27 protein-coding genes are annotated in these 20,266 nt (G+C 42.3%); 1 reads left to right on the forward strand and 26 read right to left on the reverse strand.

What is annotated here, in order from left to right:
* Nucleotides 1–68: 68 nt before the first annotated feature.
* From CC97_RS00365 to CC97_RS00405, 9 genes are read right to left on the reverse strand one after another with little or no spacing between them, the layout of a single operon-like run.
* Nucleotides 69–698, reverse strand: a complete 630-nt coding sequence (locus CC97_RS00365) for a precorrin-8X methylmutase (protein WP_044973105.1) — start codon at nt 696–698, stop codon at nt 69–71.
* Nucleotides 695–2,167, reverse strand: a complete 1,473-nt coding sequence (locus tag CC97_RS00370) for a cobyric acid synthase (RefSeq protein WP_044973107.1) — start codon at nt 2,165–2,167, stop codon at nt 695–697. The genes CC97_RS00365 and CC97_RS00370 overlap by 4 nt, the downstream gene beginning before the upstream one ends.
* A complete protein-coding gene (locus CC97_RS00375; protein ID WP_044973108.1) occupies nt 2,164–3,192 on the reverse strand; it encodes a histidinol-phosphate transaminase in 1,029 nt (342 codons plus the stop codon). The genes CC97_RS00370 and CC97_RS00375 overlap by 4 nt, the downstream gene beginning before the upstream one ends.
* Nucleotides 3,189–4,157, reverse strand: a complete 969-nt coding sequence (gene cbiB, locus CC97_RS00380) for an adenosylcobinamide-phosphate synthase CbiB (protein WP_044973110.1) — start codon at nt 4,155–4,157, stop codon at nt 3,189–3,191. The genes CC97_RS00375 and cbiB overlap by 4 nt, the downstream gene beginning before the upstream one ends.
* The gene (locus CC97_RS00385) at nt 4,154–4,714 is read right to left on the reverse strand and encodes a histidine phosphatase family protein (RefSeq protein WP_049962573.1); all 561 of its coding nucleotides are present in this window, start codon (nt 4,712–4,714) and stop codon (nt 4,154–4,156) included. Before CC97_RS00385 ends, cbiB begins: the two co-directional genes overlap by 4 nt.
* Nucleotides 4,711–5,103 carry a bifunctional adenosylcobinamide kinase/adenosylcobinamide-phosphate guanylyltransferase gene (locus tag CC97_RS00390; protein ID WP_044973112.1) on the reverse strand — a complete coding sequence of 131 codons (393 nt, stop codon included), beginning with the start codon at nt 5,101–5,103 and terminating at the stop codon, nt 4,711–4,713. Before CC97_RS00390 ends, CC97_RS00385 begins: the two co-directional genes overlap by 4 nt.
* Nucleotides 5,100–5,870 (reverse strand): adenosylcobinamide-GDP ribazoletransferase, encoded by a 771-nt coding sequence (gene cobS, locus CC97_RS00395; RefSeq protein ID WP_049962574.1) that lies wholly within the window; start codon nt 5,868–5,870, stop codon nt 5,100–5,102. Before cobS ends, CC97_RS00390 begins: the two co-directional genes overlap by 4 nt.
* The gene (locus tag CC97_RS00400) at nt 5,867–6,466 is read right to left on the reverse strand and encodes a bifunctional adenosylcobinamide kinase/adenosylcobinamide-phosphate guanylyltransferase (protein WP_044973116.1); all 600 of its coding nucleotides are present in this window, start codon (nt 6,464–6,466) and stop codon (nt 5,867–5,869) included. Before CC97_RS00400 ends, cobS begins: the two co-directional genes overlap by 4 nt.
* Before the next feature lie 46 nt (nt 6,467–6,512).
* On the reverse strand, nt 6,513–7,196 hold the full coding sequence (locus tag CC97_RS00405; protein WP_044973117.1) for a hypothetical protein: 684 nt from the start codon (nt 7,194–7,196) through the stop codon (nt 6,513–6,515).
* Nucleotides 7,197–7,476: 280 nt separating this feature from the next.
* On the opposite strand from CC97_RS00405, the gene CC97_RS00410 reads away from it, so the two are divergent.
* Nucleotides 7,477–7,764: a hypothetical protein gene (locus CC97_RS00410; RefSeq protein WP_156036719.1), complete on the forward strand. Its 288-nt coding sequence runs from the start codon at nt 7,477–7,479 to the stop codon at nt 7,762–7,764.
* Nucleotides 7,765–7,944: 180 nt separating this feature from the next.
* Here the strand turns inward: CC97_RS00410 and CC97_RS00415 are convergent, their stop codons facing one another.
* The 17 genes from CC97_RS00415 to CC97_RS18350 all read right to left on the reverse strand — a co-directional run bounded on the left by CC97_RS00415 (nt 7,945) and on the right by CC97_RS18350 (nt 20,266).
* Complete coding sequence (locus tag CC97_RS00415; protein WP_044973120.1) at nt 7,945–8,391, reverse strand: SMI1/KNR4 family protein; 447 nt, start codon at nt 8,389–8,391, stop codon at nt 7,945–7,947.
* Nucleotides 8,392–8,430: 39 nt separating this feature from the next.
* Nucleotides 8,431–8,646 (reverse strand): bacteriocin immunity protein, encoded by a 216-nt coding sequence (locus CC97_RS00420; protein ID WP_044973122.1) that lies wholly within the window; start codon nt 8,644–8,646, stop codon nt 8,431–8,433.
* 47 nt (nt 8,647–8,693) lie between these two features.
* On the reverse strand, nt 8,694–9,161 hold the full coding sequence (locus tag CC97_RS00425; protein ID WP_044973124.1) for a hypothetical protein: 468 nt from the start codon (nt 9,159–9,161) through the stop codon (nt 8,694–8,696).
* Nucleotides 9,162–9,239: 78 nt separating this feature from the next.
* Entirely contained in the window at nt 9,240–9,656 is a 417-nt protein-coding gene (locus tag CC97_RS00430; protein ID WP_044973126.1) for a hypothetical protein, read from the reverse strand.
* A gap of 216 nt (nt 9,657–9,872) precedes the next feature.
* The gene (locus tag CC97_RS19885; protein WP_156036720.1) at nt 9,873–10,022 is read right to left on the reverse strand and encodes a hypothetical protein; all 150 of its coding nucleotides are present in this window, start codon (nt 10,020–10,022) and stop codon (nt 9,873–9,875) included.
* A gap of 19 nt (nt 10,023–10,041) precedes the next feature.
* Nucleotides 10,042–10,389, reverse strand: a complete 348-nt coding sequence (locus tag CC97_RS00435; RefSeq protein ID WP_044973128.1) for a hypothetical protein — start codon at nt 10,387–10,389, stop codon at nt 10,042–10,044.
* Between the two features lie 4 nt (nt 10,390–10,393).
* Nucleotides 10,394–10,885 (reverse strand): hypothetical protein, encoded by a 492-nt coding sequence (locus CC97_RS00440; RefSeq protein ID WP_044973131.1) that lies wholly within the window; start codon nt 10,883–10,885, stop codon nt 10,394–10,396.
* Between the two features lie 150 nt (nt 10,886–11,035).
* The gene (locus tag CC97_RS00445) at nt 11,036–11,458 is read right to left on the reverse strand and encodes a DUF6756 family protein (RefSeq protein ID WP_044973133.1); all 423 of its coding nucleotides are present in this window, start codon (nt 11,456–11,458) and stop codon (nt 11,036–11,038) included.
* 69 nt (nt 11,459–11,527) lie between these two features.
* On the reverse strand, nt 11,528–12,577 hold the full coding sequence (gene cobT / locus CC97_RS00450; protein ID WP_044973134.1) for a nicotinate-nucleotide--dimethylbenzimidazole phosphoribosyltransferase: 1,050 nt from the start codon (nt 12,575–12,577) through the stop codon (nt 11,528–11,530).
* Nucleotides 12,578–12,674: 97 nt separating this feature from the next.
* Nucleotides 12,675–13,562, reverse strand: coding sequence for a hypothetical protein (locus tag CC97_RS00455; protein ID WP_044973136.1), 888 nt, complete (start codon nt 13,560–13,562; stop codon nt 12,675–12,677).
* 82 nt (nt 13,563–13,644) lie between these two features.
* Nucleotides 13,645–14,955: a cobyrinate a,c-diamide synthase gene (locus tag CC97_RS00460; RefSeq protein ID WP_049962575.1), complete on the reverse strand. Its 1,311-nt coding sequence runs from the start codon at nt 14,953–14,955 to the stop codon at nt 13,645–13,647.
* Nucleotides 14,943–16,151 (reverse strand): precorrin-6Y C5,15-methyltransferase (decarboxylating) subunit CbiT, encoded by a 1,209-nt coding sequence (gene cbiT, locus CC97_RS00465; RefSeq protein ID WP_044973140.1) that lies wholly within the window; start codon nt 16,149–16,151, stop codon nt 14,943–14,945. The genes CC97_RS00460 and cbiT overlap by 13 nt, the downstream gene beginning before the upstream one ends.
* 18 nt (nt 16,152–16,169) lie before the next feature.
* Nucleotides 16,170–16,889: a precorrin-3B C(17)-methyltransferase gene (cobJ, locus tag CC97_RS00470; protein WP_044973142.1), complete on the reverse strand. Its 720-nt coding sequence runs from the start codon at nt 16,887–16,889 to the stop codon at nt 16,170–16,172.
* Nucleotides 16,889–17,926 (reverse strand): cobalt-precorrin 5A hydrolase, encoded by a 1,038-nt coding sequence (locus CC97_RS00475; RefSeq protein ID WP_044973144.1) that lies wholly within the window; start codon nt 17,924–17,926, stop codon nt 16,889–16,891. The genes cobJ and CC97_RS00475 overlap by 1 nt, the downstream gene beginning before the upstream one ends.
* A gap of 18 nt (nt 17,927–17,944) precedes the next feature.
* Nucleotides 17,945–18,703, reverse strand: a complete 759-nt coding sequence (gene cobM / locus CC97_RS00480; protein ID WP_044973146.1) for a precorrin-4 C(11)-methyltransferase — start codon at nt 18,701–18,703, stop codon at nt 17,945–17,947.
* An 82-nt stretch (nt 18,704–18,785) separates the two neighbouring features.
* Nucleotides 18,786–19,910, reverse strand: coding sequence for a cobalt-precorrin-5B (C(1))-methyltransferase CbiD (gene cbiD / locus CC97_RS00485; protein WP_242848081.1), 1,125 nt, complete (start codon nt 19,908–19,910; stop codon nt 18,786–18,788).
* Entirely contained in the window at nt 19,907–20,266 is a 360-nt protein-coding gene (locus CC97_RS18350; protein WP_049962576.1) for a cob(I)yrinic acid a,c-diamide adenosyltransferase, read from the reverse strand. Before CC97_RS18350 ends, cbiD begins: the two co-directional genes overlap by 4 nt.

The following is a 20,266-nucleotide window of genomic DNA, read 5'->3' on the forward strand; positions in this document are numbered from 1 at the left end:
TTTACCAAAAACAATTGTAACACAACCGTTAGTGAAATTCAAGCCGTTGCCGGATATTTCGGCAAATCCTACAGTTTTTTGTCAGCAAGATAAAGCAGAGCATTGCATATTGCCGCCGCCACATTGCTGCCGCCTTTTCTTCCCCGTGCCACAATACACGGCACTCCCGTTTCAATGAGCATTTCCTTTGACTGAACTACATTGACAAAACCAACTGGAACGCCGATAACCAGTTCAGGAACGAATTTTCCGGACCGAATAAGCTCTGAAAGTCTGACAAGAGCCGTAGGTGCGTTCCCCGCAGCAAATATAACCGGTCTGTCAAGTTCCGCTGCTTTATCCACGGAAGCTGCCGCTCTTGTAGTACCTTTTACCCTTGCAGTTTCAGCAATATCGGGATCTGCCATGAAACATTCGCACGTACATCCGTGCCTTGCAAGTGCTGCCTTGTTAATACCTGACTTCGCCATATTTGTATCTGTTACAAACACGGCTTTTTGAGATATAGCTTTCATAGCAGTATTCATCACATCTTCTGAAAAATACAGATTATCAAGATAATCAAAATCTGCAGTTGTATGGATAACACGCATTACAACAGGTTTTATGTACTCAGGTATCTCAGTTTCCAGTTCCGACTCGATTATTTCAAAACTCCGGCGTTCAATATCAGCCGGAAGTACATATTCAAGGTTCATACGCCCTCCTGAATGATCTTATAAATCATATCCATATCAAGACTCTTTCGTACAGTATCAGCAAGTTCATCGAGATCTTTTTCTCGCTGCTTCCTTCTGTCACTGACTGCACCGTTATACTTAAGTCCCTTTGCTTCGTAAAGAGCTTTAACAAGTGCTCCGGAAACCTCTGAACTGTCGAATATCCCGTGGACATAGCAGCCAGCCGTGTTACCGTTAAAATACCCGCCGCTATCTGTAAGAGGTTTACTGCTTCCTTCTGTTTTACCCATATGGACTTCATAGCCGTAATATGATGCACCGCTAAGGCATGAAAAGAAACCGGTAACGTCCCTGAACCTTCCTTCCGTACGAAGCTGCGTCTTCTCCTCATGAAAAACTGTCCTGCACGAAGGAAGAAGACCGAGACCCTCTGCTGTTCCACCGCACTCTGTCCCGTAAGGATCAGAAACAGTTTCACCAAGCATCTGAAACCCGCCACATATTCCAAATACAGGAAACTTGTAATTCGCCCGTGCTTTGATTTCCTGGCTTAATCCTGTTCTGTTCATCCATTCCATATCAGCTATTGTACTCTTGGTTCCCGGAAGAATGAGCAGATCCGGTTCTCCAAGCTCTTCCGGCTTTGTGACATACCGTACGGAAACGCCCTCGTACTTACTGAAAACATCGAAATCGGAAAAATTCGATATTTTAGGGAGACGGATCACTGCAATGTCAATAACACCTGAATTTCTGGTTTTTTCAAGCCGCGATGAAAGGCTGTCCTCATCTTCAAGATCGTGTTTTACAAACGGTACAACACCGATCACCGGTCTTCCGCATTTCTCTTCGAGAATTGAAATACCGTCATCAAAAAGACTGATATCTCCGCGGAAGCGATTTACTATTAGGCCTTTTACCAGTTCCTGTTCGTGCTTTTCCAGAAGTGCAAATGTCCCGTAAAGCTGTGCAAACACGCCGCCGCAGTCAATGTTTCCGACAAGCAGAACAGGGATTTCAAGCATCGTCGCAAGTCCCATATTGACTATGTCGTCCTTTTTGAGATTGAGTTCGACCGGACTTCCAGCTCCTTCCACCACAATGATGTCGTACTGCGAAGAAAGTATTTCATAGGCTCTGCGTATGTCCGGAATAAGTTCAGTTTTCCTTGAAAAGTATTCTCTGGCACGCATATTTCCGCGTACTTTTCCGTTTACTATGACCTGGGAACCGACATCGGTCGTAGGTTTGAGAAGAACCGGATTCATAAGTGCCGACGGTTCTATTCCGGCAGCTTCCGCCTGAAGAGCCTGCGCTCTTCCGATCTCAAGTCCGTCTGGAGTAATGTACGAATTCAGCGCCATATTCTGTGACTTGAAAGGAGCGACTGAGTGGCCGTCCTGTCTGAATATACGGCAGAGTGCTGCTGTGAGAAGGCTTTTTCCGGCGCCTGACATCGTTCCCTGAATCATTATTGCTCCGGTCATGATAAAACCTCCTTTAAAGCATTTACGAGGATAAGATTTTCCTTTCGTGTCCTTACTGCTGTTCTGAAATATCCTTTTCCGAGTCCTGCAAAATCCGAACATTCACGTATCATTATTCCTTTTCCCAAAAGCAGATCAGCAAGATCGTCCCGCGCTCTGAAAAGGAGAAAATTAGCCGAACCCTCAGTAACTTCAAGACCGCATCCGCGAAGCTCATTCATAAGATATCCGCGTTCCTCTGAAACAAGCTCAACGGTCTTCTCCTTCCACCCTATTACGTCAAGTGCTGTCGCACCTGCATTTTCAGCAGGTACAGAAACGCTCCAGAACTGTCCGGAATCATGAAGTTTTTCTGCAGTTTCAGAACTTCCGCAAAGTGCATAGCCGAGTCTCAGTCCCGGCATGGCAAAAAGTTTGGTAAAAGCCTTTAAAACAATACAGTTCTCATTAAAACAGCTCCTGAGGCTGTGATCAGAAAAGGCTCCCGTAAACGGCATAAAGCATTCATCACAAATAAGAATAATATTCTTTTCAAGACATTTCTCCGAGATCCTTCGAAGCAGATCCGGCGGGATAAGCTTCCCCGTAGGGTTGTTCGGTGTACAGAGAAAAAGCATATCCGTATCTTTATTAAGAAGATCAAGTATTCCTTCATTCAGTATGAAGTCTTCCGACGGCCTGATCGTATGTTCACTGATCTGACAGTTCACTTCTTCAAGGGCATATCGGTATTCGGAAAAGGACGGGATACATATCACAGCCCTTTCCGGTCTGAATGCATGGACCAGCCGGAAAACAAGATCTGCCGCACCGTTACCGCAGACTATATTTTCCGGGGAAATGTTCTCGTAAACTGAAAGCTTTTCACGGAGTTTCCTGCAGTAAGGATCCGGATAACGGTAACATTCTGAAACTCCTGATACTGCAGCGGCAAGTACCTGTTCCGGCATTCCGAGAGGATTAATATTAGCTGAAAAATCAAGAAAAGAGCATCTGTCCGTTACGTCACCGCCATGTACTCTCATAGAAACCACCCTGATAGAATAAGATAACGGAATAATACCGAGAAGACAAGCATAAACACCGAAGAAACATACATAAGCCTGTTTGCGCCCCTTATATCAGCAGGTTCTATCGCCCTGTCGTCATCACCGATATATTCCTTTTTATGAAGTTCACCGAAATACCATGCATCACCGGCAAGGCGAAGATGAAGTGCACCCGCACACGCTGATTCTGTCTGTGCTGAGTTGGGACTTGCATGCTTTCTGCGGTCACGTTTCCAGATACGGTAAGCGTTTTTTCCGTCAAGTCTGATAAACGGGCATGACAAAACCATCAGAAGAGCTGTAAAACGCGATGGAATGTAATTAAGTACATCATCGAGTTTCGCTGCGCATCTTCCGAGGTCTTTATACTTTTCATTTTTATAGCCGATCATGGAATCCATTGTATTGACCGCCTTGTAGACAAATCCTCCGGCCGCTCCGAACAGTGCTGTCCAGAACATAGGTGCAGTAACTCCGTCGGAAGTGTTCTCCGCAACTGTTTCGACAGCAGCACGTACAATGCCGTCACGGTCAAGTTTTGAAGTATCACGTCCGACGATCATCGAAACCGCCTTTCTTGCGCCTTCTGTATCACCGGATTCCGCAGCACGGAAAACCTTCATGCTTTCATCACGCAGATTTCTTGCCGCAAGCAGATAAAATATCATTATACTTTCGGTAATGATCCCAGCAGCCGGATGAATACTGTACGCCAGAAACAGAACAGCTGCCGAAACGACAGCCGTGATCAGTACAACTGTGACCGTTAGAAATACTCCTCCCGTAAAAAGATCATTAAACTTTTTCCGTACAAAACCTTCCATACCGGCGATCAGCTTACCTATCAGCCTGACTGGATGAGGAAGAGTATACGGGTCACCTATAAGGCAGTCAAGAAGAAATCCAGTGATCAGTGGAAGAGAGGCAAAAACAAATTTCATATTTTCTCCGGTTTTGTCAGTACACGACCGTCAAATTCGCATATCCATCCGGAAGCGTTGCCGGTCATCCAGTTGTAGTAATCTTTATGCGGCTCAGAGAACCTGGACATAATCGCCATTATAGTACCGCCGTGAACAACAAAAGCTATGCTTTTGGCGTTGCTGTACTGCTTTGTTATCCTTTCAAACGCTTTGCAGCATCTGTTACGGAAATCCTCAGGCAGTTCACCGTTCGGAAACTGCATTTCACCATTGCTGTCGATCCAGTCCTGATAATGCCTGTCGTTACTCAGTTCTTCCGAAGTCCTGTTTTCGAAATCTCCGAAATCACATTCGCGCATTTCTTCGCATATCTCAGGAGACTGACCCGGAAAGAGTATTTCAGCAGTCTGAATACATCGTTTCATCGGACTGACTACAAGGATCTCTGATTCCGGCACTTTCATTTTTTCAAGCTTTGTCCTCCCTTCCGGACAAAGAGCTTCATCAGTCCTGCCGATATACCGCTTTTCAAGATTTCCCGGAGTCATGCCGTGACGAATTAGTGTGATCTTCACGGGAGATCTCCCTTTATTGCTGTCGGAATGCCGCACATAACACGGATCACTCTGCCTGCATTTTCAGCTATAAGACAGCCGCATCTTCCCACAGCCTCACGCCAGATACGGTCTTTCTTTTCTATCGGTATAACACCTGATCCGATATCATTCATAATTACCACACAGCACGGATTGATCCTGATAAGTTCGTCTGTGTAAGCGACCGGATCAATTGATTTGTCAAGAAGTCTTCTGATAAGGTGATGATAGTTGTTGATGACATCAGCACCTTTTGCAAGTGCGTAGTCACATGTTTCACCGTCAAAATATTTTTCAATGCTCTCAGGCCAGTGTTTTTTTGAATATTCAAGTTTTCCCTGAAAAGCAGGTCCTGTAATGAGTGTCATAATAATACCTCCATCATAATGCCGGCAAAAACTGCTGCGGCCGGAACGGATAATTCACAAATCTGAAGGAACCATCCGCAAAGGTCTCCTGTAGTTCCGCCGAATTCTTTGTATGCGGTCTTTCTGTAGTACCAGAATGAGACCAGCGCGGCAGCAAAAGATGCTAACCCCTGTATTGTATTTATAAAAAGCATCAGCAGAGAAGCAGATGCTCCGAATACCGTTATCATTGCTATCGTCACTGAACGGTAGGACGGTCTGACGAAATCCTGAAGTGTGCCGTCCTTTTTTGCACACCGGAAAGTTACTGCAGAAAGCCCGCTTAAAGAACGTGACAGTATGTATCCGCATGAAACCACGGCAGTGCTTCGAACATCATCAATCTGTGAAAACAGAGCAGTCTGAAGTATAAGGTAAAGGCACACACGAATAACTGCAAACGATCCGATATGAGGATCGGACATTATTTCGAGACGTTTTTCACGTTCAGCATATGAAGAACGAGCATCGGTAACGTCGCAGAATCCGTCGATGTGAATGCCGCCTGTAACAAGTACAGGAATAATCACTGCGACAGCTGCAAAAAGAAACTGTGAAACGGAAAAATAAGTGCAGAACAATCTCCAGGCAAGGAGGACTCCGCCGATGACTGCACCGATAAGCGGAAACCATCCGAGTGCGTACCGCCTGTTCTCTTCCTTCCATTCAACCTGTATCATCGGTATGCGTGAATACATGAGAAAAGCTGAAAGAAGTGACTTTATCATCCGCACTCCCCCTTTCCGTGATCACATCCTGTCTGATGCTCATCTGTACCAGTCGATTCATTTAAAGAATCATCTGAATGAATACCGTCCTTCAGCACGACCGGAATCCCGTAGACACATTCCACGACTTTATCGGCGGCATCAGCAAGTTCAGTATTGAGTTTACCCAGTACTTCAATGTATTTTTCAGTTCCGGATTCATAGAAAATCGAATCGGATCCGACGTCGTTTGTAACTATAACAAGAAGTGAAGTTTTGTCCTTCAGTTTTATTATATCACAGAATATCTTATTTTTACAGTCCGCCGGAAAATTTCCTTCGCCGAACATCTCATTTGCCACAAGGTTTCCAAGGCATTCGAGTAAGACAGCGCTTCCCGGTTCGATGTCGGCTTCTCCCACATCAGTATATTTCTCGATGGTCTCAAAACCTTTAGAAGCACGCATTTTCCGGTGTCTTTCAATAGCCTCATGCGCCTCATCACCGAAAGGCATCATGGTTGCCATATAGTATTTCCTGCCGGAAAACTCATCAAACAGCGATTCAGCATAACGGGACTTCCCGCATTTCGAACCGCCGGTAATCAGTATCATCATAGTGTTAATAGTAGTTTTTCTTTAATTTATATTTCTTCTCCCGTATTCACATATTACGGCCTCTGCTTCCGGGGACTTTAAGAATTATTAATTTATCAAAATGAAGCAGGATCAGTGCTGTTATCCATGAAACAAGTACATTTCCTGCAAAAATAAGCGTTCCGAAGCCGTATCCCCAGTTAAGGAATCCGTAAAAATCATTTGTATCCGGCCATTCGCCTTTTCCGTTTATAATTATATTTCCGGTATAGAACAATCCGTAAACCGCAGTCGGGATCATAGCAAGAAATGTCTTTTTGAACGGAATACGTTCAGATATGGTCTTAAGTATAACAAACTCAGTCATTGCCACAAGCGGTTCCAAAAGATGATAATACAGGTTTCCGCCTTTGTACATATCCAGATCAGGATATGCCGGCTGCAGAAAAAAGGCTACAACAGCAAATGTCACTCCCACTTCCGTGGCAGCCAACAGTTTCCATATCAGTGGCAGCGCTTTACCATTTATATCGCTTACAAGCTTTGCGACAGCTACTCCTCCGCAAAAGATATTGGAAATTACAGTGAAGTATTTCAGATTGTAAATTCCTTTAGAAGTAAGCGCACCGCCATCCTTATCAGTAAGAAACATATAGTACATACCGATTATGGTAAAAAAAATTATGATAATATTAAGAACAAAGCAGATCTTCCATCTGACAGTGTTTCGTTTTGAATTTTCAGTATTCATTGTATGTGCCCCTTTTCAGATCGGTTGAATACACGCAGCAGCAGATAAATCCCCGAATCTTTCTGCGTTAATGATATCTATTAGTATAACATATGATTGAAATTCTTTCAACAGGAAATAAAAAACGTCTGTTCGCACTGGACTTTTGACTGATATTGTGATATTATTATACTTATAAGAGATTTAAATTGAAAATAACTATCGCCACTGATTAATGTCATTTTTTTCATTTGATATCAGTGCAGATATTTTCACAAGTGAGAAAAGCGAGGAACAACATATGAAATATTCAAAAGAGAAAGAACAATCATACTACAACCGAATGCTGCTAAGAAACAGTATTTCAAATTTAGCTGATGACGTGGATAATGGTACTTATGAGTTTCCGTGGAAAAATTTCATCATCAGCACTACAGGAACTATACTTGGCTTAATTATTCGTGATATGATAGGAACAGAGACGCTGCTTCCAAACAAAGGCCTGAAATTCTGCGCTGATGTTGCTATTCTTGTAGTTATGATAACTTTAGTAAACTTAGTGGTTATGGGATTTTCAAAGCTTTTTTAAACCTAAAACGAATTGATTTTTTACCATTAAAACACATAAAATCGAACTATCCCCCGTGTACGGAACATTCCGTATCGGGGGATTTATTGTATGCCTTCGGCATGCTCTTGAAAACAGACCGTCGTTCGACGGCTGTTGTCACTTGTTATCTTGAATCGGGATACAGCTCCGATTCATCATTTAAAGGTTAAAATACTCTTTAAGAAAAGCGATAAAACTGCTCCATTCTTCTGACATATTACCACTTTTCAAAAGTTCATCTCCACCTTCGAAGTTTACTCTGTAAACTTTATCGGTTTCACTATCCAGCACAATAACTTCACTGGTATTCATCTCAGAAAGAACAAGATATTTATCATCAAAGCCATATTCATTTCTGCATATATAAGTTGATGAGCAAATATTATTATGATCATCAATAATATCAAGAAGTTCTATACCCATATTTTCTTCCCAGAAAGGTCCGGCAAATAATGTGTAGAATTGAATAAAATCCTCTGATGGATGTACGTTCAATTCTGAAATCGCTTTAAGCACATCTTCTTTGTTGGCTCTGATATAAACATCGTCGCTTAGTTTCTCTGATAGATTAATTTTCTCAGAAAATCTTTCGCTTTTATTATTCATCAAAAACACCTTCCTTGGTAATTCTCGAATAATTTATATTTATAACTGAATTGGTTTGTATTCAAATGCCTTGTCTATGATCTGCTCAGGAGTTAAATTATCATCATTCCAGAAAATCAAATCACTTACATTAGGATCCGGAACATTTTTCTCTACAACTTCCATCATTTCATCAATTTCCTTTTCTGTGCCATTACATTCAATTATATCAGAAACTAATTTAATCAATTCTTCCCTGCTTAACTTATCACTCATGAAACATTACTCCTATATCTTCATTATATTCCTACTATAGGTACTTCTTATTTCTGTTTATCGATTACGTAAATATCACAATTATTGATATTAAATTTTTTAATTACATCATAAGCCTTTTCTGTCACAACAAGGTACGATTTTTCAGAAACTAAAAAATCTTCACCTGTCCATTCAGTAAAATGATTTTCTTTTATAGTGACTTTTCCTTCCGGTATCAATCTGTAAAATACAGGTATTTTTCTATTGGGATATATCTCATTAAATTCATCACTGAATGAGATTTCAGCATTTTGAAATTTATATCCGGTAAGATCACTTTCTTCAATCTTTTGCTTTAGTTTTTCTGATACCAAAAAACAGGGAGTGCTTTCAATAATGTCATCTCCTAACCATCCGAAAAACTCGAAATGCAATTTAGAGATTTGTTTATCAGAACTTAAATATCTATAATCATAAACAGTGTTTTCTCCAATTTCACCTGCAACTTCCGGTTCCAGCATATATAAACGCATATTTTTTCAACTCCTGTTCATCGAAATTGTACGCCTTCGGCGTGCTTTTGAGTCATTCGACGGCTGTTGATTACACAATCAAATTGACTTCAATTCATTAATAACATTCTGTACCTCATTTGCAACAACTTCATTTTCATTTAAACAGATATTCTCCAAAACAGGTATATACTTTTTATCACCTGTACATCCGAATATAGCTATAACCCCCAGCACCAGTTCAACTGAAAGCGATTCATAATTTTCCATAAGAATAGTAAAGTCGTGATTCAGATTTGACTGATATGTTACTGCTAACTGTATTGCATCCAGAATCATCTCTCTGATATCATCATCCGTTTCATCATTAAATTTTTCTTCCAGATAGCTGATAACCATATCTAAATTTTCAAATGATGCATATGATTCAAAACAATCCTCTAAATGTCCTAAAAGATCAATGATATCGGATTTATTTTTACTGTTAAATATGTTTTGAATTTCTTTGAAGTCCATAATAAATCCTTTCAATTACTATAATACAGATGCAGCACAGAAATAATCCGAACTATCCGCCACGCGCGGAATGGAACATTCCGCACCGGTGGATTTCAATTGAATCGGGGCGCAGCTCCGATTCATCCATTTCCCGACTGATGGTACGCCTTCGGCGTGCTCTTGAAAACAGACCGTCGTTCGACGGCTGTTGTACTTTTCGGTTATATAACGCCATTAAATCAAACCATATTCAATCAAATCCTTTATGTTTGCCGGAATACCTATTGTTATTCCTTCATTCCACTTGGTTCCATCTAAATATTCACACCATCCGCAGGTATCACATTCTAAAACAATTTTTTTACCGTAATTTAATTCCGCCAATATATATCTCAATCCGTCATCACATACAGGACAATCTTTTTTCAGAATAAATCGTAACCATATCCCAAAGCGTATCTCCGATTAACATAGCTAATGTATCTATTTTGTCTGGTGGAATTTTCTCAAATCGCAATGCTTCTGTACTTAAATCAATATCCGGCTCATCTACTATGTATTCATTCGGATCTAAATTCACCAGAACATCTAATCTCCACCTCTCCATAATTTCCTTAGTAAAGTATTTTTTCTTCTGTTTTATCCAGTTTACTACCGATGAATAGAAACTGCAATAGTCCTTTGTCACTTCCGGATCTTTTAAAAGACTAGCAAATTCTTCATGTAATTTAGTTATCAAATATTTTCCCATTTCTCTACCCACATTCAACTATATTTAATTTCTTTAACAACTGATACCACTCATCATTATCTGCATCCGGAATAATATCAGCATATTTTGCACCGAACACATAATTCATCAAAAAATCGTCCAGATATCCTAAACAATCAACCGGATCAGCATCTTCATTGTCCCGATAATATAGATATAATTTTGAATCATTCTTATTGATCAGAACTGGCTCATAAAGGATCTGACCGATGTAAAACCATCTTTCGTCACCGCCAGGAATATCGGAAACCATAAACTGATATTTTTCAAGTATTTCTGCTCCAAATAAATCTATAGCTCCAAACCGTGCACCATTACATTCGCTAAGAAAATCATAATATATTTGAAGAGCAGGATCAGAGTTTTTCTCTTTAATCGTAGTTCCTTCATTTATTGTTCCAGCAATAATACCATTCGGATCTTTATCAAGTTCTGTTTTAACTGACTGAATAATCAGTTTTAATTGTTCGGTCATATTCCTGCTCCTTATAATTTTACACGGAGAAATTGAACGCCTTCGGCGTGCTCTTGAAAACAGACCATTCGAACAATTCGATTTCCTCACTGTTTCTCAACAGCCTGTTTTCTATAAGTATTTTTTTCGCGCTAATCATGTCCGTAATAATCACTTCTTTGTATTCAGCCAGTTTTTCGCATCGCCGCATGCCATCAAAATATCATGATGATTAAAAACCAATAGATAAGATTTTTCTTTATTGGTTACATAAAACTCAAATCCATATGTCTCACCTAAAACAGCTACTAAATCATCGCCGTTTTTAAACAGGAATGATTTTTTCTCATCACTTTCGTTAAAGAACATTACCGTTTCGGTATTTCCAATATATTCATTGATCCAGCTCCATGCATCTGAATTATTAACATACACATAATCAGTCAGGTCATCCCATAGGAAGCAGCTATTTCCTGCGGTGTACTTCTCTGTTATAATTCTTATGATTTCTAATGATACATCCCGTGAAAGTTCAGTTAAATCAATATCCAGGACAGCAGCTGCACGCTTCACTTCTTCGCTTATATTCCACATAATAACTCCTGTTAAATACAATGATCCGTTTAAAAATAATGAAGCAGCACTAACAAGCTGCTATTATTTTCATGACAACTTCTCGTACTTTGCGATATTCTCCTCATCAAATGTATGCGAATTCCGATACAGTGCAAGAGCACCGTCGAGAAGCGGAAGGAGGAGAAGGCCGCCTGTGCCTTCACCGAGGCGAAGACCTGCGCCGATCACCGGATGAAGTCCAAGCATATCGAGGAGACCTTTGGCGGCTGGTTCGCCGGAACAGTGAGACGGAAGCATGTACGCCGCACACATAGGTTTCATTTTAAATGCTACCGCTGCAGCGACTGCAGATATCACTCCGTCAATAACAACCGGAATTTTATAAACTGCACCACCGAGAAAAAGCCCTGTCATTGCGGCTATTTCAAATCCGCCGAGAGTCTGAAGCAGATGAATCGGATCGTCTGCAGAAGGTTTATGAAGCTCAATACCTCGTTTTATCGCATCAATTTTACGTTTCAGTCCATCATCGGAAAGACCTGCTCCCCTGCCGGTCACTTTTTCCGGTAGAACTCCGAGAAGAACAGATGCTATCGCTGAAGCAGATGTCGTATTTCCGATACCCATTTCACCGGAAACGATGATCTTTGTTCCGCTCTCCTTAAGGTCACGGACGATATCCATCCCTGTGACTATCGCTTCGGTCACTTCGTCTTTTGTCATGGCCGGTTCTTTTGTGAAATTCTTAGTTCCGTAAGATGTCTTTCTCTTAACAAGAGAACCGGAATCCACATCTGAGATCATACCGACATCCACAGCTTTTACGTCAGTACCAAATGCCGCAGCAACAGCATTTACATTTGATTTTCCTTCAGCAATCGCCTTCGCACAGACTGCAGTAACTTCACTTCCACACTGAGTAACTCCCTCAGCGACTACACCATGATCCGCACAGAAAACCACCGCAGTTCTCTTTGAAATATCAACATCCGCAGTACCCTGAATGGCCGCTATCTTCATTATCATATCTTCAAGGACGCCAAAACTGCCAAGTGGTTTTGCAATACTGTCCCACCGTTCTTTGGCAGCAATAAATGCTGAATCACTCCATGATGTTATTTTGTTTAGTCTTTCCATATTATTCTCATATGCCTCTTATATACGTCTGCTGCTACAGAACACTGATTTTAAATTTCCAAAAGGTCTCTGCACGCAATGTGCAGAGACCTTTATTTTACTCACTTTCTAAAGCAGATTTGTAATAACCTTGATTTAATACTTCAATATTTGTCAGTTCGCACTCCATTGAGTTGTCTTGTCCACCGATAACATAAGTATATTTTGAAGTATCACCGTAAAGATTATTTTCTTTTGACATAACACGAAACTGACAATTCCTGCCTTTATATATTGAATATACTTCTGTCAGACGTTTACCATCACCTTGAGTTATGGATTCCTGTTTTATAAAGCCTAACGATTCAAAAAACTCTCCGGCTTCCGCCAAGGTCATATCAATATTTACTTTATTCAGTCCTGTTGGATACCAGGTTGACTTTGCAACCTCATAATCATATGGGAAAACTCTGAGCACAACAGCATTGCCTATTCTATCTTTCCGGGCACCTGTCGTAAGATCAGCATTTTGATATATAATTGAGATAGTAATATCAGGATCATTTTTGGAAACAAAACTTGTCACGTCCTGTTCATTATTCAGCATATCGTCTGTGTTTAATGAACTCATATCATACCTGTCGCCAAATTCTGCAATAAACTGGTCTACAGTATAAAAACCGCCATTATGGAAAATATCATTTCCTATCTGAATAAGTCCTGATTGAAAATCTGCGTTTATGATCTCATCAGCAGGCTTGTATTTTGAATCAGAGCTTTCAGTTGCTGCTTTCTCAGTACTGATGCTTTCAGAGTTCTCCGCAGCAGATTCAGACTCGATCTCATTCACTGTTGTTTCTTCGACATTACTTTCATCATTTTTTGAAGCTGTATTATTTTCTCCGCTTCCTCCACAGGCTGTTAAAGAAACTGCAGCTAAACATACCGCAAATATGGATGCAGTGATTTTTAATTTTGTTTCATTATGGTTTTGATTATTTTTCACAAAAGTCCACCTTTAATAGTATTTTGTTATATTATAGCATAAACATGTTTATTTGTCTACTCTAAGGGAGCAAGATGTCTCTTCATTTACACGCTTTCACAAACCGCTCCGCCACACTTATATCCGACGGAAAATACAGATGCGGGAAACCGGCGTACATAGTCGCAGTTGTGTGGCAGCATTCCCACGAACGGCCGTCGGGTTTTACTGCGGTAAATGACGAACCAGGGTCAGTACTTTCCCAGTAGTGAAATTCGTGCGCTTTTATCTCTGCTCCGGGTGTGGTTATCAGACTGTCGGAGTGAGCTTTCATAGTTATATATCCGAAACGTTTAAGGCGCTTTTCGGAAAATACTTCACCTTTGATAACTCCGGCAAGCGGGATCTTTTTTCCGTCATCAGTCAGAAGATACTCGTGCAGATACATAAATCCGCCGCATTCAGCGATCACCGGCATACCGGATAGTACTGCATTCCGGATATCATCGAGCATCGTCCTGTTATCCGCCAGCTTTTCGGCATAGAGTTCCGGATAACCGCCGCAGAGAATGAGACCGTCAGCCTCGGGAAGGTGCTCATCTTCAAGCGGTGAAAAGAAACGGACAGTACATCCGAGCTTTTTCAGAACTTCTATATTCTCCTCGTACAGAAAACAGAAAGCCCTGTCTCGTGAAACGGCTATAACAGCACCCCTGCCGCAGGAAGTGAACTCATATTTCCGGTATGCGGGCAGTAGATCACACTTCAGACCCATTATTTTTTCAATGAGAATATGTTCTTCTGCAAGTTTTCCGAGTGCATCCGTTTTTTCACCGATATCTTCGATCTCCGACGCAGTTACCAGTCCGAGATGACGGCTTTCCAGTATGTACTTATGTGCCGGAAGAAAGCCGAAATACTCAGTATGAAATCTGTCACACAGTTCCTTTGCAAACGGGACAAGTCTTTCCGGAAGATTATTAAAAATAAATCCGGCAATACGGTTCGGTGTAATGTACTTCAGAAACCCCTGCATGACCGCACCGATGGATTCCTTCATTCCGCGGCAGTTTAAAACCAGTATGACCGGTGTTTCCGTGATCTCAGAGACACGATAAGCTGAACCTTCATCTCCGTCGTAAAATCCCATTACTCCTTCGATAACAGAGATATCACTATCCTTACTTCCCTCATCAAAAAGTTCAAGAAGCATATCACGGCCACAGAAAAAGCTGTCGAGATTACGCGACGGAGTGTGAAGTATCTCACGGTAGAACATCGGATCAATATAATCCGGACCGCACTTGAAGGCCGATGCTTTTATGTTTTTATGCGCAAGCGCCGACAGGATCGCACAGGTAACGGTCGTCTTGCCGCATCCGCTTCCGGTACCGGCGATCATCACTCGCTGCATTTCTTTCCTCCGGAAATGATCCATACCGGATTCATAGCATCCGGCATTGTGTAGCTGCCGACTTTCTTCATTCTTGTTACGGCTATCTGAGTAATACTGCACTCGCGTCCGGCCTTTCTGAAAGCATCCGTAGCTTCGGCCAGCGTTTCGACGGAAACCGCAGTTGCTGTAATATATGCCTTATCATTCTTACTGTATACCAGAGATACTATTTCAGATAACTTTCCGGTTGAACCGCCTATAAATACCGCATCAGGCGCCGGCATTTCCTCAAGACAATCCGGACAGTTTCCCGAATATACTTTAACGTTGTCACAGAAAAATCTTCGTGTATTGTCACAGGTAAGCATTACAGCTTCTTCGTTTTTATCAAATGAGTAAACCGTACCATCAGGACAGCGGTATGCCATTTCAACGGAAACTGAACCGGTTCCGCATCCTATATCCCAGCAGATACCGTCATGCGGAATATTCAAAGACGCAGTCACGCAGCCGCGGACTTCTGCCTTGGTCATGGGAATTTTTGTACGAATAAAACTATCATCAGAAATGGCAGAAGGAATATATTTAAGATAATCCGGATTTTCTGTGATCATAACAGTAAGCGGTTCACTTTTAAATCCGATAAGATCCGGTATTCTGCCGGAAACGATCTTTTCAGTTTCATAGCCAAGTTCGGATCCGGCGTAAACGCGCAGTTCCGGAAATCCGTCGCCGTATTTAAGCAGTCTCGTACACACTGAAGATACAGTATTTTTATTATCGAGGAGTAAGAAACAGTACCTGTTCATATGCACTTCAAGAGCAATGTTTGCGTTACTTCCGTGAAGTGAAATAAACTTCATTTTTTCATATGACATACCGCATTTTACACAGAATGCCGCAAAAGAGGAAATACCCGGAAGGACAACCGTTTCTGTATCTTCGATCAGCGGCAGCAGTTTTTTTGCTCCGCTGAAAAAGCTGATATCACCGGAAAAAAGAACTGCTGCAGTCTGTGCAGAACTGTTCCTTATCGCATCTGCTGTCCTTTCCGGATCATATTCATTCACAAGCTGTTTTCCGCTGTCAGTGTAGGGCTTAAGCATACGTGTCGCGCCAATGATAAGTTCCGCTTCTTCTATTGCCTTTGCTGCATCAGCAGTAAGTGAACCTGTTCCGTTTGTTCCTGTTCCGATAACATATACCTTTTTCAATTCAAATCTCCTTTGCACTTAACGCCTGTAACCGCGCGGCGTGATCATTTTTCCGGCTATTATCCTTGTTTCGGAATTGCCTATATACACCGTCGTAAACATATCTACAGATTCTTCACGAAGTTCAGCAAGCGTACAGATATGACTGTTCTCGCCTTCTCTTCCGATATTCTGTACATATCCGCATACCGTATCAGGATCACGGTATTTCAGAATAATATCACATGCCTTTTTAAGATGATCTGCCCTTTTTCTTGATGAAGGATTGTAAAGAACGATAACAAAGTCACCCTCAGCTGCACAGTGGAGTCTTCGCTCTATCTTTTCCATTGGTGTCAGAAGATCAGAAAGACTGATTATCGCAGTGTCGTGGGTAAGCGGTGCACCGAGAACGGCACCTCCGCTGAATGCTGCTGTTACACCGGGAACGACTTTTATTTCCGCATCAGGAAACTCATCAAGATACTCGTAGCAAAGCGCTGCCATTCCGTAAAGTTCAGGATCACCGCTGCACACAAGAGCCACCCTGTCCGTAAGCGACCTCTCAAGAGCAAGACGTACACGGTCGGTTTCCTGCCTCATTCCTGTTTCCAGATACTCCTTGTCAGGGAAAAATGGTTTAACAAGTTCCGTATAGGTCGTATATCCGATTATAACATTACTTTCCTTCAGTGCATTCTCAGCAGCACCGGTCATGCATTCACCGGCTCCGCTTCCGAATCCCACAACATAAAGCATTAAATCACCTTCTTTGAAAAATCTATTCTGACAGGCATCTCAGCAGCAGCTACGGTTACGCCGTTAAATGCCGTCTTTCGTATTACGAGCTTCCCGCCGCTGCAAAGCACAGCACTTCTTTCACACACGTTACCGGTACCGGTAACACTGCGTACAAATTCAGATTCTGTAAAATCGCCTTCCGCTTTTATAAGCTCTTCTGAAGAATATGTAACAAGCGGAACGCCTGTCTTATGACAGTATTCAAGCAGTCCGGCTTCATCAGCTTTCAGATCAATGCTTGCCGCTTTGCAAATTCTTACCGGAGATATTCCGTTTTCGGTAAATGCCCTGCTTACCGCTTCGGAAATATTCTCTGCCGGAGTTCCTTTTTTGCATCCGATACCGACAACGATATTTTTCAGAGGAAGATAAAGAGTTGTGCTGTAAGGAGAAGGAACAGAAGATTCACCGACAATTATCCCGTATTCCGTATCATCTGATATCACAAGATCATCAGGAATCACGCCGTAAGGATGATCACACTTAAATCCGATCTTCTTTCCCTCAAGCACAGCAGCCGCGATTTTCTTAGCGGCATCAAAATCAGTGATGATCAGATCATTCGCCGCAGCGAAGCTGTCGGGTGAAAATCGTCCGCCTGTATCCGTGGCGGTTGTGATCACTGCTTCCGCACCGATCTTTTCTGCTATATGTTCCGCAAAAGCATTGGCTCCGCCTATATGTCCGGAAAGAACGGGAATAACATGTGTTCCCTGTTCGCCGATAACTATGACTGCCGGATCGGTCTGCTTGGAAACAAGATACGGAGCGCACATGCGGAAGGCTATCCCGGCTGCACATACAAAAACAAGTACGTCATAATCTTTAAAAAGCTCACCGGTAAGGGAAGCCATATCATCAAACGAAAACGCATCGTCATCAGTATGCCGGCGGAAACAGAAACGTGTTATTTCATGATCTGCTGTCGTTTGTTTTATAAACGCCGACAGTGCCCGCCCGCGTTCTGTAAGGGATATTACTGCTGTCTTTTTCATCACTTCACCTTTCCGGAATCAGTGTTCACTGGCTTTCCTGAACTCCGTTTCAAACGCAGGATCATAGAGTTTTGAAAGTGAATAATCATCGCCAAGGAAATTTCCGACTGTAATAAGCGCGGTTTTACTTATTCCGTTTGCCTTTGCTGTTTCTTCAAGTGTACCGACAGTGCATCGGCATACCTTTTCCTCCGGCCAGCTTGCCTTGTACACAATGGCTGCAGGAGTATCCGGTCCGTATCCGCCTGCTATGAGTTCTTCCGATAGCTTCTTCGTCATTCCGGCACTTAAGAAAACTACCATTGTCGCATGATGTGCAGCAAGAGAACGGATCTGTTCACGTTCCGGAACAGGTGTACGTCCTGCCATACGGGTAAGTATGACCGTCTGGGAAACATCCGGCAGAGTATATTCGGCGTTCAGTGCGGCAGCTGCACCGCAGAACGAACTTACACCCGGACACACCCTGTACGGGATACCCAGTAAATCCAGCTTGTCCATCTGTTCGCGTATTGCTCCGTACACGGAGGGATCGCCTGTATGAAGGCGGACTGTCATTTTGTTTTCAGTTTCCGCGCATTCCATGACTCTTATTACTTCGTCAAGAGTCATAACAGCGCTGTTGTGTATTTCACAGTGTTCCGGTGCATATTCAAGCAGTTCCGGATTAACAAGTGAACCAGCATAAATGATAACGTCAGCCTTTTCTATCAGCCGCATACCACGAACGGTAATAAGATCAGGTGCTCCACATCCTGCCCCGACAAAGTTTATCATTTTTCTTCCCCCTTTCAAACAGACCAATCAGATAGCAGATCCGTCGGTATCAGGTTTTCCGCGGTTTCTGCTGATTCGAAGTTTAAGTCTGCATTTTATTAATGATCTCATCCGCAATCGATGTTTTCAGTATCAGATCATGTTTATCAGAAAAGATAACGGCAGCTGTTCTGACCTGATCTTTTACACGAAGGCTCATATAGTTTTCAATACGCTCTGTGAGTATATTAAGACAATCCATGTATGCAGGATCTTTTTCCAGTATATCAAGTGCAGCATCGGCAGTAATGCATTCGGGAAGTAAAACAAGAAGATCTCTTGAAACACCGGCAAGTGCACCGCAGGCGATAAAGGTCTCCATTCTTCCGTCCGCATAGGATGAATGCGTGTTCATGATACCGGAACCGAGCTTGACAAGCTTGCCAATATGTCCGACAAGCAGGATGTTTTTAAAACCGAGTGCCACGCCGATATCAAGAGCATCGCCGATAAAGTTGCTGCACATAACGGCTTTTCCTGCAAGCTCAGGCAGATGGTTCTGCATAAAAGTATCACTGTAGTTTCCGACAGTAAGCAGAAGATCATCCTCGCCGGACATTCTGTGAATATTCGCCTCAGCACGTATAGTATCGATGACAGCTGTACTGCTCATGGGTTCGACAATTCCAGTCGTTCCTATAACCGAAATACCTCCGGTTATTCCCATTCGCGGATTATAGGTCTTTTTAGCAGTTTCGGTTCCTTCCGGAGCATATACAGTAACGTGAAATCCACCGGAATAACCGAATTTTTCTGAGATTTCTTCAAGTGCTTCCTTTATCATCCGACGCGGTGTGCTGTTTATGGCATACTCACCCGGAGGCTGATCCAGTCCGGGTTTTGTAACTTTTCCGATGCCCTCGCCTCCTGTTATGACAATGCCTTCATGTATTTTTCTGACTTTGGCGTAAATACAGATACCGTTTGTTATATCGGGATCATCGCCGCTGTCCTTGCGGATACAGCAGGAAGCATAGTCATTTGTCAGTTCAGCATCAAGAACATTAAGTACAAGAGGGATCCCGGCAGGAGTCATAAGTTCGATCCGGCTAACAGTTTTTCCCCCGGCAAGCATTTCTGCTGCTGCTTTTGCACCGCCTGCAGCACATGAACCGGTCGTATAACCGCAGCGCAGTTTCTTCGTTCCGCGGTAAATGAAACTGTTCAAAATTCAATACCTTTCCGGGCTTTTATCCCCTTCTGATACGGATGGGCGATACATTTAAACTCTGTTATATAGTCGGCCACTCCGAGTATCCTGTCACAGGGAGTATGACCGGTAATAATGATCTCACAGCCGGAAAGTGAAAGTATCTTATCAGTAAGACCGGCATCGACAGCATTATTAAGGACTGCGTCACCGAATTCATCAAGTACAATAAAATCATAATCTGAGGCCAGAACTTTTTTCAGATTTTCATTATGCGAACTGATAACAGCGGCACGTTCTTCATCGTTCATCTTACTGAAGAAACGCATATTCTGAAAATCACAGAAATACACATCTGCGCCGGTTTTCTTCAA

Source organism: Ruminococcus sp. HUN007 (assembly GCF_000712055.1).
GTDB lineage: Bacteria > Bacillota > Clostridia > Oscillospirales > Ruminococcaceae > HUN007.

Excerpts from the sequence above, each read along its gene's own strand:
- CC97_RS00365 (WP_044973105.1), bottom strand. The coding sequence starts at position 698 with ATGAACCTTGAATATGTACTTCCGGCTGATATTGAACGCCGGAGTTTT.
- CC97_RS00370 (WP_044973107.1), bottom strand. The coding sequence starts at position 2,167 with ATGACCGGAGCAATAATGATTCAGGGAACGATGTCAGGCGCCGGAAAA.
- CC97_RS00375 (WP_044973108.1), bottom strand. The coding sequence starts at position 3,192 with ATGAGAGTACATGGCGGTGACGTAACGGACAGATGCTCTTTTCTTGAT.
- cbiB (WP_044973110.1), bottom strand. The coding sequence starts at position 4,157 with ATGAAATTTGTTTTTGCCTCTCTTCCACTGATCACTGGATTTCTTCTT.
- CC97_RS00390 (WP_044973112.1), bottom strand. The coding sequence starts at position 5,103 with ATGACACTCATTACAGGACCTGCTTTTCAGGGAAAACTTGAATATTCA.
- cobS (WP_049962574.1), bottom strand. The coding sequence starts at position 5,870 with ATGATAAAGTCACTTCTTTCAGCTTTTCTCATGTATTCACGCATACCG.
- CC97_RS00400 (WP_044973116.1), bottom strand. The coding sequence starts at position 6,466 with ATGATGATACTGATTACCGGCGGTTCGAAATGCGGGAAGTCCCGTTAT.
- CC97_RS00405 (WP_044973117.1), bottom strand. The coding sequence starts at position 7,196 with ATGAATACTGAAAATTCAAAACGAAACACTGTCAGATGGAAGATCTGC.
- CC97_RS00410 (WP_156036719.1), top strand. The coding sequence starts at position 7,477 with ATGAAATATTCAAAAGAGAAAGAACAATCATACTACAACCGAATGCTG.
- CC97_RS00415 (WP_044973120.1), bottom strand. The coding sequence starts at position 8,391 with ATGAATAATAAAAGCGAAAGATTTTCTGAGAAAATTAATCTATCAGAG.
- CC97_RS00420 (WP_044973122.1), bottom strand. The coding sequence starts at position 8,646 with ATGAGTGATAAGTTAAGCAGGGAAGAATTGATTAAATTAGTTTCTGAT.
- CC97_RS00425 (WP_044973124.1), bottom strand. The coding sequence starts at position 9,161 with ATGCGTTTATATATGCTGGAACCGGAAGTTGCAGGTGAAATTGGAGAA.
- CC97_RS00430 (WP_044973126.1), bottom strand. The coding sequence starts at position 9,656 with ATGGACTTCAAAGAAATTCAAAACATATTTAACAGTAAAAATAAATCC.
- CC97_RS00435 (WP_044973128.1), bottom strand. The coding sequence starts at position 10,389 with ATGGGAAAATATTTGATAACTAAATTACATGAAGAATTTGCTAGTCTT.
- CC97_RS00440 (WP_044973131.1), bottom strand. The coding sequence starts at position 10,885 with ATGACCGAACAATTAAAACTGATTATTCAGTCAGTTAAAACAGAACTT.
- CC97_RS00445 (WP_044973133.1), bottom strand. The coding sequence starts at position 11,458 with ATGTGGAATATAAGCGAAGAAGTGAAGCGTGCAGCTGCTGTCCTGGAT.
- cobT (WP_044973134.1), bottom strand. The coding sequence starts at position 12,577 with ATGGAAAGACTAAACAAAATAACATCATGGAGTGATTCAGCATTTATT.
- CC97_RS00460 (WP_049962575.1), bottom strand. The coding sequence starts at position 14,955 with ATGCAGCGAGTGATGATCGCCGGTACCGGAAGCGGATGCGGCAAGACG.
- cobJ (WP_044973142.1), bottom strand. The coding sequence starts at position 16,889 with ATGCTTTATGTTGTGGGATTCGGAAGCGGAGCCGGTGAATGCATGACC.
- CC97_RS00475 (WP_044973144.1), bottom strand. The coding sequence starts at position 17,926 with ATGAAAAAGACAGCAGTAATATCCCTTACAGAACGCGGGCGGGCACTG.
- cobM (WP_044973146.1), bottom strand. The coding sequence starts at position 18,703 with ATGATAAACTTTGTCGGGGCAGGATGTGGAGCACCTGATCTTATTACC.